Raw genomic sequence first — 13403 nt, 5'->3', positions numbered from 1 at the left:
TGTAGACAAGCTTTCAAGGAAACGTTTTGTATGACTATAAAAGCCAATTTATACAAGTGTGTTACAAAAATAATATAATAAATTTTATGGAGGTATGTACATTATGAAGATACTTAAAAAAATTCAAATTTTCTTATTCTTAGCAGCAATGATTGTTTTCAGTGGAGCTTCTTTTAATAAAGTACAAGCTGCTACTGGAAATGACATTGTAAATTATGCAGAGAACTTTATAGGAACACCTTATGCTTGGGGAGGAAATTCACCTTCAGAAGGATTTGACTGTTCAGGATTTACTTGCTATGTTTATGCGCATTTTGGAATAACTTTACCAAGGATAGCATCAGATCAACAAAGTGAGGGTACATATGTATCTAGAAGTGATCTTCAACCAGGTGATTTAGTGTTTTTTGGTTCCCCAGCACATCATGTTGGAATATATGTAGGTAATGGAAACATGATTCATGCTCCACATACAGGAGATGTAGTAAAAATTTCATCATTAGAATCTGACTTTAGTGGTGGAAGAAGATTAGTTAACCCATATTCTTATGAATATATCTGTTCAATTCAACATGATTTACAACGAGTACATTGCTTAAATTTAGGACAAAGTTATGTTACTGGAACAATAGATTCTCAAACTCAAAGTGCAATTTATCAATTTAGAAGTATTGTAGGTTTACCTTCTGGTTCCAACGTTGACAGTTCTGTAGTTGATGCATTAAATAACATTACTCATAAACCTACTATTGGACGTGGTTGGTCATCTAATCCTGTTGCAACACGTTATTTTCAATGGTGGATAGGTTCACCAAGAACAGGTGTATTTGATGCACAAACAGAGCAAGCAGCTAAAGCATGGCAAGTAAAAGCTGGAATATGGAGTGCTCAAGGAGCAGATGGTGTTATCAGAGAAAAAGATTGGACTGCAATTCTTGCTAAATTATAAAATAAAAAAGACGTGGCTTTTTAGCTACGTCTTTTTATGATAAATTTTATAAATATTTTTTACCCTCATTTATAAGCATGGAACCAATTACTGCTGCAAAAAATGCTTTAATTACAAATGCTGCACTTACTAATGATAGTGAATTTTTTGAGTAATATATTACTAAATAATCTAATATAATAGCATGTGATAAATATATTGAATAAGAACTTTTTGAAATATAATTTATTATATTTAAAAAAATATTTTTTTCCCATTGTATGCTAAAAATAAAAAGTATCATAAACACAGAATATATAAATACAGATGGTCTCATAAAATTAACTGCATATTCTATATCTTTTCCTAGTTTAAGACTACTCATACAATCATTTACTACTATATAAGTTGATATTAAAAATAAAATAACAATTAAATTTCTATATTTTTTAGTCAATATTAAACACCTTTCCATATTCTTTGCTATAAAAGCACCAAATGAAAAGTAAAAAATCCAGTCTAATAAATTTTTTTTATCAAGAAACCATTTAATTTCATTTGACATTGTATAATAACGCGTAAATACTATTATTCCAAATGTAAGCAAAAAACTTATTAAAAGCCCCCATTTTGTTCCTATAACTCTATGTATAAATGGATATACAAGATAAAATTCTATTATTAGAGGAATATAATATAAGTGATAAAATGCACTTCCATGAATTATACTATTAATTAAATTGTTAATTTCAAAACTTCTAGTTGTATAATATGTATATATTACACACCATAAAATATAACTAGGTATGATTTTATTAAACCTATGTTTAATAAATTTGAAATAACCTTCATCTTCCTTAAAACTTAAAGTAAGTCCTATTCCAGAAATTAATATAAATGCTGGTACAGAAAATCTAGAAATTTGATTAATAATTATAGATAGCTTACACATATTAGAGTCAAAACCGCTTCTATATATTATCAAAGCAGAAACATGTATCAAAACTACTGCAAGGATAGATATTGCTCTTATAATATCCATTTGCAAAACACGTTTATTAATAATTCTTATCATTCCTTTCTTATGTATATAGTAAAACGTCCAACTAACATATTATGATATTAATAACATAATTATCTTATATTAAAATTAACTATAATTTATTATTAACACGATTCCTTTTTGCATTAAAATACTCTAACAAATATTTAAACTCTTTTATATTAGCAAAATATATACATGTTATATACACAAGCATTCCCACTAAAAATGAAACAAGAATAGATATTAAACTTCCCTTCATTCCTGTTCCCATGGTTAATTGACTTACTTTATTTATAATAAATAATACTAATCCCATAACAGATGAACAAAAAGTTATTTTTAAAAAACTATTCCACATACTTTTAAGTTTAATGCCATCTAATTTTTTATGTAAATTCCAAATCATCATAATTGTTGTTACACTAGCCGATATAGTAATTGCTAATGTAAGTCCTGAAACCTTCATATACTTTATAACTATTAAATTTATAATTATATTTAGTACTATTCCTATAAAACTATTTACCATAGGTGTTTTACTATCCTTAATAGAATAAAATGCTTTGTTTAAAACATCTCTTATACCATAAGCAATCATTGCTGGACAATAAAATAATAGTGCATTTGCTGTTAATTTTAATGCTTCATTATTAAAAGCTCCTCTTTTAAAAATTATTGTAATAAGAGGTTCTCTTAATACTGCAATAGCTATTGCTGCAGGTATCAGTATAATCATTATTATGTTAATTGCCTGACTTAATGAATTCTTATATTCAGTTTTGTCCTCTTTAACAGCAAGTTCTGATAACGTTGGATAAACAATCATAGCTATTCCTATAGCAAAAACTTCATAAGCTAGTGTATTTATTTTGTTAGCAAAATCTAATACTGTAACTGCCCCACCATATATATTTGTAGCAAAAGATCTGTTTATAAAAAGATTTAATTGTACTACAGACGTACTTATAATAATAGGTATCATCAATTTTAACATATTAATTAATTCTGGATCTTTAAACTTTATAACTAATTTATAACCATATCCTAACTTCTTATATTTAGGTATATTTATTAAAAATTGCATAAAAAATCCTATAACCGTAGCTATTGCAAAACCTTTTATTCCAAATTCAACTGCAAAAAATATCAAATATATTACATAAACTATATTTGAAACCATAGCCATAGCAGCCGGTTCGTAAAATTCTTTGTGACTTTGCAATACTCCTGTAACAACACTTTGAAGACTTATAAAAACTAATGATAACATCATTATTCTTGTTACTTGTATTGAAGACGCAAATACTTTAGAATCCTTACTAAGTCCATGTCCAAATATATAAATTATATCCTTAGCAAATATTATTAATAAAACTGTAATAATTATGGTGATTATTGAAGATACATTTATAACATTATTTACAAACCTATTCTTATGTTCTTCATTACTTTTCTGTAACTGTTCAGTATGTAATGGTATAAATGTAGTAGTTAATCCATAACTTATAGTAGTAAGTAAATACACTATTCCTAAAGCAAAATTATATATATCTGTAACATATGTTACTCCAAATTTTGCTGCAATTAATGAATCTCTTATTAATGCTAGAACCTTTCCTAATATTATTAGTATCATCACTATAATTGAACTTTTTATAACCTTCTTACTTGCCATTATCTTCACTCCAACTATTTATCCTAAGCATTTCTTCATAAGCTTTATAATATTTATCACAAAATCTATTAATAGAATATTTATCCTTAATAAAATTGTATAGACATTCTCCCATAGCATTTAATTTTTCCTTATTGTCATAAGCCTCTTTCATTTTACTATATATGTCTTCAACAGAATTAGGATCTACTAAAAATCCTCTTTCTTCATTTATAGTTTCTTTTATATCTCCTATATCAGAACATATAAATGCTTTTTTTACTGCTCCACTTTCTAATACTACTAAAGGTGGTGAACCACCTTCACTAAAGGAAGTTAAAATACTTATATCAGATGCATTCACAAAATTTATTGCATTAGAAGAAAAACCTGTGAACTTAACATAATTATCTAACTTTAAAGTCTTAACTTTTTCCTTAATAATGTCTTGTAAAACACCATCTCCTACTAATATAAGTTTTACATCATTTACTTCTGTCCTTAATTTATTAAAAGCTTCAATAAGATTTAAATGATTTTTAATTGGATGCATTCTTGCAACATTAACATAAACAAAACTTTTTTCATCTACATTGTATTTTTCTCTTATGATAGATCTATTTTCAGTAACTTTTATACTCTCAAAATCTATTCCATTATTAACTACAAACTTTTTACCACTAAAATTGTCTTTTTCAAGTAGACTACTAATATATTTAGATACACATATATAATAATTAAAACTCTTAAGTCCCATAATACTTAAAGGTGTAAAAATCATATGTTTAATCTTACTATTTATAAAATCCTTTTTATAATCACTATGAACAGTTGCAGTACATGGAATCAAAAGTTTATTTTTTAAAAAGCAATGCATAAAAAAAGCTTTTGCTCCATGAAAATTTATTATATCTATATTGTTTTTCTTAACATATTTTATTATTGTTCCATCATAAGCAGATTTGCTCGTAAAGTTAACTACATCTATGCCTAATTTCTTTGCATTTTCATATACATAACCATCACCTATAGTTCCTATAATACACTTAAACTTATTTTTAGAATATAAACTTAAATTTAAAACGTGATTTCCACCACCACCACTATCGTTACCAGATATTATTTGAAGTACTTTAATTATGCTCACCTCCAATAATTAAATATTAATCGTATTATCATTATGTTCCATATGAAATATTCCTGCTTCACATATCGCTAACAATATCCAAAAATAAGCTGTAGTTTTAGGTACAAAAAACAAATTATCAACTAAATTCATAACATAAAAGGCTATCATAGATGCTAAAAAACCTGTATAAAAAAATTTAAAATATTCATCTTTAACATTGGTAATAAACTTTTTAACTCTTAATAATGAAGTTATTAAAATGCCTAAAAAAGAAATTCCTCCAATTATTCCAAGTTCACTTTCTATTTTTAAGTAAGAATTATGACACGGCCATCTACTTTCTCCATAGAATTTAAATTGAGGATATATTTCTGTATATTTATCGTGTAAACTTACATAATTCCCATTTCCAACTCCAAATAAAGGATGATCCTTTATCATCTTTTTAGCTATCTCCCATAAATAAGTTCTTGACTCGTTTTGTGTTTTATCTGTTATTGCTAGTAGTCTTTCTCTAACTTGAGGTACAAATAAAGCTATAATACCTAAGAATCCTAAAAGAATAAATAATCTAAAGCTGTATAAAACAGCAAGAACAACGACACCAACAATAATTCCAACTATAGCATTACGTGATCCAGTAAGTGCAATATCAATTAGCATTAAAGTTGTTAAACTTACGTATGCTGCTTTTTTTAATTTATTTTTTTCATATATAGCTATCATTAATACTGGAAATATAGCTAATACAAGAAACGCCCCTAAATTATTAGGATTATCCATATTAGCCGCTATTTTAATTTTTGCATATCCATAATTTTCAATAAACTTCTTATTTAATGCAAACCCTGTAAAATATTGATATATACCAAATAGAGAAGTTATAAAAACACTGCATATGTATGAATTTATCAAAATTTTTAAATACCCTTTACTTTTATTTTCATATTTTATAATAAAAAATATAATTATGTAGGTTATAAATCTTATAGTTTCACTTAGCGCTAAACCCTTTTCTGTAGCATAACTTATAGAAAATAACATTATCAAAGCTAATATTGACATAAATATAGTCAAATAATTTGAAAAAAAATCCTTTATACCAAAAACAAACTTTTTTCTACTGTCTCTGCACAGAAATAGTTTTAATAAATAGATTAATACTATCACAGATAAAATTGCATCTGCTGGAGATATTGATTTTCCTATTAAATTTACCTTATTAGGCATAAGCGGTAACAGTATAATATATAAACTCATTAAACAATATAATAATATATCTAAGAACACTATCTTTCTCCTCTCAAACAATTTATATTAAAAATAAACACAAAAACAAAACCCTAATTTTAAAGTTTCTGTTTTTGTGATAATAAATACCTTATTTCAAAATTATAAATTTAATACCTCTAATATTTTTTCAGCCGCATGGCCATCTCCAAATATTTCCTCTTGGTCATTCTGAGGATAGAAATTTATAATATTATCTAATATCTTTGATTTATCCGTTCCTACAACTCTATTCCATCCGTTCTCAACAGTTTCAACCCATTCTGTTTCATCTCTCATTGTTATGCATGGTTTTTTCATAAAGAAAGCTTCTTTTTGAACTCCTCCACTATCGGTTACTATTTTTTCCGAATTCATTTCAAGATTTATCATTTCTAAATATCCTATTGGTTCTATAACTTTTATATTTTTATTAAATGATAATCCATAATCAGACATATACTTTTTAGTTCTAGGATGAAGAGGTAATACTACATTCTTACCACATTCATTTAGAGCTTGAACTATATTTTTAAGTCTATTTATATCATTGGTATTTTCTGCTCTATGTATAGTTGTTAAAATAAATTTATCTTTTTCAACACCTATTTGATCCAAAATCATATCTTTTTGCTTTGCTAATTTTTTAAAATTAAGAACAGCATCAAACATTACATCACCAACATTATATACACTATTTTTAATTCCTTCATTATTTAAGTTATTTACAGCTGATATTGTAGGAACAAATAAATATTTAGAAATATGATCCGTTAATATTCTATTTTGTTCTTCTGGCATATTCTTATTAAAACTTCTAAGTCCTGCTTCTATATGTGCTACTGGAATTAAAAGCTTGCTTGCACATAGTGCCCCTGCTAATGTAGAGTTAGTATCGCCATAGACTAATACTAAGTCAGGATTTTCTTTTTGATATATTTCTTCAAGTTTAATAAGCATAGTACCTGTTTGATGTCCATGATTACCAGAACCAACTTCTAAATTATAATCTGGCTTTGGTATTTTTAGCTCATCAAAAAAAACTTTAGACATATTTTCATCATAATGTTGTCCAGTATGAACAAGTATTTCTTGATGCTCTTTTCTTATAATATTTGAAACAGCAGCAGCTTTTATGAACTGTGGTCTTGCTCCAACAACAGTTAATATCTTCATAAGCTTCCTCCCTAATAATACATTATTTATTGATTCTTAAGTAGCTGATCTTCTGGAACTTTTCTCAACTCTTTAGCTGGATTTCCTGCAACTATAATTTCCTTTTGTACATCTTTTGTTACTACACTTCCTGCAGCTACAAAAGCATCTTCATTTATAATTTTTCCAGGCAATATTGTAGCTTGAGCTCCAATCCTTCCACCCTTCTTAACAGTAACTCCCTTAAAATGATTGTACCTTTCCTTTGAACGAGCTGCAAAGTTGTCATTTGAAGTTACTACTCCAGGTGCTATAAATACATTATCTTCAACTTCAGAATATGCTGTTAAATAAACATTTGTTTCTAATTTACAATTCGAACCAACCTTACAGAAGTTTTCAACAGCAACTCCTCTTCCTATTATAGTCTTACTTCCTATAGTTACATTTTCTCTTACAGTAGCTAAATCTGCAATAAGGGTCTTTTCTCCTATCTCACATCCGCAGTAAACTATAACTCCTGCTCCTATTAAGCATCCTTCTCCTATTTTCGCTCCTGGAAATTCCTTTTCATCTTTAAATATACTGTTTACGGCTCTCATAGGTTGTTTTCCTACTACTGTATTATCATCTATTCTAACATTATTTCCTACCCTACTACCTTTATGTATTATCACATTATGCCCTATAATACAGTTTTCACCCAAAATAACGTCATCTTCTATTACTACAAATCTACCAAGGTTCACATTAGAACCTATTTTAGCTTTATCTGATATATAGTTTTCCATTTTTATTCTCCATTCTAAAATACTATTTTCTGTGTAGTTTTTCCACATTCACCATTTCCATAGTTGAAAAACTTTCCATTGGGAATTTAACAGGCATTCCTGTAAGTCTTGATTTATATGCAGCAAGAATTATAGACATACCCTTTTTACCTTCTTCACCACTTACAAGAGGATCCCTATCATTATTTATGGCATCTATCATGTCTTTAAATAATGGATTATGTCCAAATCCATAAACAGAATCTGGATCAGCACCTTGAGCTTTTAATATTTCATCCTCATTATCTTTGTTATCTTCAAATCTCCAAGTTTCTATTTTATTTACAGCAAGACCACCTATAGCTACAGTTCCTTTTTCTCCAAATATGCTTAAAGTTTCTTCCAAATTCTTTGGATATACACAAGCACTTCCTTCTATTATTCCTATAGCTCCATTTTTAAATCTTATAATTATTGCTCCAAAATCCTCTGCTTCTATATCTCTTAAAAATGTATCACACTGTGCATATACAGTATCAATTTCTCCACCCATCATCCACTGCAATAGATCTATATTATGTATACACTGATTCATTAAAGTACCACCATCAAGTTCCCATGTACCTCTCCATGGAGCTTGAGTATAATATCCCATATTTCTATTCCAAAGTATTCTTGCAGTTCCATTAACAAGTCTACCAAATCTATTTTCTTCTACAGCTTTTCTTAATTGTTGTATTGGTACATTAAATCTATTCTGGTGACTTACACACAATTTAACATTATTTTCTCTTGCACATTTTATCATATTATCAGCATCTTCTATAGATAAAGCCATTGGTTTTTCAACTATAACATGCTTCTTCTTATTCATACAGTACATAACTATTTCTGGATGATATCCACTTTCTGTAGCTACAGTTACTACATCTATTTCTTCTTTTTCAAGCATTTCTTTATAATCTGTATATACAGATACTTTAACATCATTTGCTGACTTTGCTATATATTCTTGCTTTTTTTCTTCTGCCTTTTCTTTTATAATATCACAAGCAGCCACTAAAATAGCTTCTTCTTTATTAGCAATTAATGCTTCTACATGCTTATACGATATTCTTCCACATCCTATAATTGCAAACTTCATTGTTTTCATACTCCATCACTCCTGATTTTTTATTTACATTAATAATTTAAACTATCGCTTAAATAATATTTTCGGAAGGCTATTACCTTCCGAAAATATTATTTATAGCTTATTAATTTTTTGTCTATTATTCTTTACATCTTTTGTAGCATTTCTTGTATCATAAAGCAACTTAGCTTTTTCAACTATTGTTTCATAATCATAACAACTGTGATTTGTAGTTATAATTACAATATCAGCGGTTTTTATTGCTTCTTCCCAACCTACTGAAACATATTCTTTTCCATTATGTTTAAATTTGGGAATATATGGATCATTTATTATTACATTAGCACCATTCTTTTCTAAGTGTTCTATAACTTTAAGAGCTGGTGATTCTCTCATATCATCAATATCATTTTTATATGCTACACCTAATAATAATACATTAGCACCATTCATTGCTTTCTTTTGAGTATTTAAAAGCTTCATTGCATTATCCACTACAAAAGCTGGCATAGAATCATTTATATCTCCTGATGCTTCTATTAGTTTAGTATGGAAATCAAATTCTTTAGCTTTCCACGACAAATAAAATGGATCTAGTGGTATGCAGTGACCACCAAGTCCTGGACCTGGATAAAATGCCATAAATCCATATGGCTTAGTCTTAGCAGCCTCTATTACTTCCCATATATCTATTCCCATTCTATTACATAATATAGCCATTTCATTTGCAAGGCCTATATTTATATTTCTAAAAGTATTTTCAAGTATTTTTTCCATCTCAGCTACAGCCGGTGAAGATACTGTAAAAACTTCTCCTTGTAAAACATTTCTATAAAGAGTAGCAGCTACTTCAGTACATTCTACTGTACAACCGCCAACTACCTTTGGAGTATTTTTAGTTTTATATTGCTTATTACCTGGATCAACTCTCTCTGGTGAAAATGCTAAGAAGAAATCTTTTCCGCACTTTAGTCCACTTTCTTCTAAAATTGGTTTTAACACTTCATCAGTAGTTCCTGGATATGTTGTGCTTTCAAGGACTATAAGCATTCCTCTATGTAAATATTTTGCAACACTTTTAGCCGAATTTACAACATAAGATAAATCTGGCTGTTTGTATAAATCTAATGGTGTTGGTACTGCTATTGAAACAGCATCTACATTTTTTACAAAGCTGAAATCTGTAGTAGCTTTTAACTTTCCATCTTCTACTAATTTTTTTAAATCCGCATCTACTATATCACCTATATAGTTTTCGCCTTTATTAACCATTTCTACTTTTTTATCTTGAACATCAAATCCTATGACATTATATCCAGCTTTAGCTTTTTCAACTGCAAGAGGAAGTCCTACATAACCTAATCCTACAACACCAAGTTTAGCTGTTTTGTTTTTTAATTTTAATATTAATTCATCTCTTAATTGTGACATTTGTTACCTCCTAGATTAAATTCACCATTTACACTAATTTATATCATACACAATTTACATTATAATACATCAATTTTTTTTTGTCATCTTTTGTTTGTAGTGTTTAATTTATTATTGTTTTTCTTTTTCTATAAATTTTTTTATTTTATTCTCTATCTCATTTCCACACTCTTTTGCTGATATTTTACCTGATGTAAGGAGTGTAAAAATTTTATTACTATCTTGTAGTGCTTGTATTTCTGTGACATTTGGTATCACTTCACCATATTCCGCCTGTTTAACAAACATTTTGACTTTATCATTGTTCTTTACTTCTGATATACTATTGTCAAGATTTAAAGCAGGCAATCTACCTACTGTTTTATATAATGGTTCTGGCGTTTTTTCTATTAAATATTTTAATAAATTCCATACTTCTTTATTATCCTTAGCTTTGCTTGTTACAAAAGCATCTTTACAGGAAACAAAAGTATTCATTTGTTTTCCATTATAAGTAGGAAGTTTCGTTACAGCATAATTAACATTAGAAGTATTAATATCACTTATATCTGAAGATGCACTAAAATAAAAGGCAATTTTACCTTCCTTAAATTTGTTTCTTGCTGTTATACCATCAATATCACTGGGCATCAAGTTATATTTCTGTACCATATCTTGAATTATAGAATATCCTTTAACAGCACCTTCATTATTTAATCCTATATCTCTAATATCATATTTACCATTGTTATTCTTAAATATATATCCACCATTGACTTGTATAAATGGAAAACTTAAATAAAAATTATTTATATCATATTCGAAACCTAACTCTTTTCCTTGTGAAATCAATTCCTCTAGAGTTTGAGGCAATTTTTTTACTTTATCTTTATTATAATACAATGCATAAGTCTCTACTGATATAGGTACGCCATACAATTTTTTATCAAAAGTAACTGTGCTTAAAGATGATTTTGTATACTTACTTTCATCTAAAAATCCTTTTGGAAGCTCTGCTAAAAGTTTTTCATGGTTTAACTTATCCATTTTGTCATGCGAAACTCCAAATTGAATATCTGGCTCCATATTAGACTTTGCTGCTGCTATAAATGCTCTATTATCACCTTTATCTGAATATACTTTAACTTTCTTTTTATTTTCCTTTGCCCATTTTTGCGCCACAGCATCAACTTCCAAAACTTCATAATTAGATAAATTACACCAAACTGTTATCTCATCACTATCTTTACTTTGTAAATTTGTGCATCCAGCAAAATTTAATGAAATCAGTACTATAGATAAAGTTAATCCTACAATTTTATAATATTTTTTCATGAAAAAATTCCTTTCTTCCGTAAGATACTACCTTTTAATTTTTGATTTTAATAAATTAAATATAGTCATAAGCTCTTTTACTCTCAAAATTAAAAGCATAGCTATATATATAAGAATTCCTACAACTGCACATAATATAATTATAATAAGTTGGCCTTTAGTACCCGTTAATGAATATTTTAAATAATGATTTATAATGTATATAACTATTCCCATAACCCCTGAGGCTATAAATATTTTAGAACTAGTTACAACCATCTCCATACCATTTATACTTCCAATTTTCTTCTTTAGGTCAATTATTAAAAGTATACAACTTACAAGTGCAGATATAGTTGTAGCTAAAGTAAGTCCACCAATTCCCATAACCTTAACTAAAAACACACTAGATATAGCACTTACTATTACTCCAATAGCCCCATTTATCATAGGGGTTTTGGTATCCTGTATAGCATAAAATGCCCTGTTAAATACATCCCTAATGCCCCAAAATATTAGACCCGAAACCAAATATAAAAGCGCTACAGAAGTCATTCTAACTCCTCTTTCATTAAATGCTCCTCGCATAAACATTGCACTTATTATAGGTACTCTTAAAACTAACAATCCAACGCAAGCTGGTATTGTAACTAAATTAATGTTATTCACTGCATTGGTTATGTGTTTTTTAAAATCTTCATATCCAGTTAATTTTCCCGCTCTTGTTAAAGAAGGATAAATTACTGTAACTATAGCTGATGCAAATGTAAAATAAATTAATTGATTTAGTTTATTTGATAAATCTAATGCATATATACTTCCATCTGGCAGCCCTGAGGCTAAACTTTTTTGAATTAGTTCATTAATTTGATTAACCCCTGTACCAATTATAACTGGCGCTATGAGGAAAAGCATTTTTTTTATTCTTTCATCTTTAAAGTTTATTTTAAAGCTGTACTTATAACCATTCTTCTTTAACCAAGGCATCTGAATTAATATTTGTAATCCATAACCTATTATTGTTACAACCGTTAAACCTACAATTCCATATTTATTTCCCATTAGTATATAAGCTATAATCGGTACATTAGCTACTATACCAACTAAAGCTGGTGCAATAAAGTCATCTAACGCTTGAAGTATTGCTGTATATCCACTATTTAAACTTAAGAAAAGTATATTTATCATACTTATTTTTGTTAAATATACCGCTAATGTATGTTTAGGTCCAGTAAAATTAGCTGCTGCAACTTTTACTACCTCTGGTGTAAAAATCCAGCCCAAAAAACAAAGTACTAAAGATACAATCATTAAAATATTCATTATTGAATTTGCAAACTCAAACATCTTTTCTTTTCCGTTTTCTATATATGTCTCTGTTAAAATAGGTATAAATGTAGTGGTTATAGCTAATCCAAATAATCCAAATAAGATATTAGGTATGGTCAAAGATATAGTATATGCATCTGTTGTACCAGTCGCCCCAAAAGCACTGCTAATTAAGATATCTCTAAAAAATCCAATTACTTTACTTATAAGAGAAACTACCATTATTATTACTGCTGCTTTTGCAAGTGTTTTTTTACTCATACTTTCC

Annotated in this window: 10 protein-coding genes and 1 pseudogene; 1 reads left to right on the top strand and 10 read right to left on the bottom strand. The window is 28.0% G+C overall.

The window, feature by feature from the left end:
* Positions 1-205: 205 nt before the first annotated feature.
* Positions 206-532: pseudogene (locus EG57_RS26270) on the top strand (C40 family peptidase); the annotation flags it as partial.
* A gap of 463 nt (positions 533-995) precedes the next feature.
* Here the strand turns inward: EG57_RS26270 and EG57_RS0210345 are convergent.
* From EG57_RS0210345 to murJ (EG57_RS0210300), 10 genes are all read right to left on the bottom strand, one after another.
* Positions 996-1970 carry an acyltransferase gene (locus EG57_RS0210345; protein ID WP_052037826.1) on the bottom strand — a complete coding sequence of 325 codons (975 nt, stop codon included), beginning with the start codon at positions 1968-1970 and terminating at the stop codon, positions 996-998.
* Between the two features lie 112 nt (positions 1971-2082).
* A complete protein-coding gene (murJ, locus tag EG57_RS0210340) occupies positions 2083-3648 on the bottom strand; it encodes a murein biosynthesis integral membrane protein MurJ (protein WP_032077142.1) in 1566 nt (521 codons plus the stop codon).
* Positions 3638-4765, bottom strand: coding sequence for a glycosyltransferase family 4 protein (locus EG57_RS0210335; RefSeq protein ID WP_032077208.1), 1128 nt, complete (start codon positions 4763-4765; stop codon positions 3638-3640). Before EG57_RS0210335 ends, murJ (EG57_RS0210340) begins: the two co-directional genes overlap by 11 nt.
* Positions 4766-4783: 18 nt before the next feature.
* Positions 4784-6046, bottom strand: a complete 1263-nt coding sequence (locus EG57_RS0210330) for an O-antigen ligase family protein (RefSeq protein WP_032077141.1) — start codon at positions 6044-6046, stop codon at positions 4784-4786.
* Positions 6047-6148: 102 nt separating this feature from the next.
* A complete protein-coding gene (gene wecB / locus EG57_RS0210325; RefSeq protein WP_032077140.1) occupies positions 6149-7201 on the bottom strand; it encodes a non-hydrolyzing UDP-N-acetylglucosamine 2-epimerase in 1053 nt (350 codons plus the stop codon).
* A gap of 26 nt (positions 7202-7227) precedes the next feature.
* On the bottom strand, positions 7228-7971 hold the full coding sequence (locus EG57_RS0210320; RefSeq protein ID WP_029956066.1) for an acyltransferase: 744 nt from the start codon (positions 7969-7971) through the stop codon (positions 7228-7230).
* Between the two features lie 22 nt (positions 7972-7993).
* Positions 7994-9103 carry a Gfo/Idh/MocA family protein gene (locus EG57_RS0210315; protein WP_032077139.1) on the bottom strand — a complete coding sequence of 370 codons (1110 nt, stop codon included), beginning with the start codon at positions 9101-9103 and terminating at the stop codon, positions 7994-7996.
* 93 nt (positions 9104-9196) lie between these two features.
* Complete coding sequence (locus EG57_RS0210310) at positions 9197-10513, bottom strand: nucleotide sugar dehydrogenase (RefSeq protein ID WP_032077138.1); 1317 nt, start codon at positions 10511-10513, stop codon at positions 9197-9199.
* A 111-nt stretch (positions 10514-10624) separates the two neighbouring features.
* The gene (locus EG57_RS0210305; RefSeq protein ID WP_032077137.1) at positions 10625-11827 is read right to left on the bottom strand and encodes a sugar ABC transporter substrate-binding protein; all 1203 of its coding nucleotides are present in this window, start codon (positions 11825-11827) and stop codon (positions 10625-10627) included.
* 27 nt (positions 11828-11854) lie between these two features.
* Complete coding sequence (gene murJ / locus EG57_RS0210300) at positions 11855-13396, bottom strand: murein biosynthesis integral membrane protein MurJ (RefSeq protein WP_032077136.1); 1542 nt, start codon at positions 13394-13396, stop codon at positions 11855-11857.
* Positions 13397-13403: the final 7 nt, after the last annotated feature.

Source organism: Clostridium drakei, from assembly GCF_000633595.2.
Taxonomy (GTDB): domain Bacteria; phylum Bacillota; class Clostridia; order Clostridiales; family Clostridiaceae; genus Clostridium_AM; species Clostridium_AM drakei.
Note: the sequence above shows the minus strand (reverse complement) of the source record. Positions and strands in the feature narration are given on the sequence as shown.

Excerpts from the sequence above, each read along its gene's own strand:
- EG57_RS0210310 (WP_032077138.1), bottom strand. The coding sequence starts at position 10,513 with ATGTCACAATTAAGAGATGAATTAATATTAAAATTAAAAAACAAAACA.
- EG57_RS0210305 (WP_032077137.1), bottom strand. The coding sequence starts at position 11,827 with ATGAAAAAATATTATAAAATTGTAGGATTAACTTTATCTATAGTACTG.
- EG57_RS0210315 (WP_032077139.1), bottom strand. The coding sequence starts at position 9,103 with ATGAAAACAATGAAGTTTGCAATTATAGGATGTGGAAGAATATCGTAT.
- murJ (WP_032077136.1), bottom strand. The coding sequence starts at position 13,396 with ATGAGTAAAAAAACACTTGCAAAAGCAGCAGTAATAATAATGGTAGTT.
- wecB (WP_032077140.1), bottom strand. The coding sequence starts at position 7,201 with ATGAAGATATTAACTGTTGTTGGAGCAAGACCACAGTTCATAAAAGCT.
- EG57_RS0210320 (WP_029956066.1), bottom strand. The coding sequence starts at position 7,971 with ATGGAAAACTATATATCAGATAAAGCTAAAATAGGTTCTAATGTGAAC.
- EG57_RS0210345 (WP_052037826.1), bottom strand. The coding sequence starts at position 1,970 with ATGGATATTATAAGAGCAATATCTATCCTTGCAGTAGTTTTGATACAT.
- murJ (WP_032077142.1), bottom strand. The coding sequence starts at position 3,648 with ATGGCAAGTAAGAAGGTTATAAAAAGTTCAATTATAGTGATGATACTA.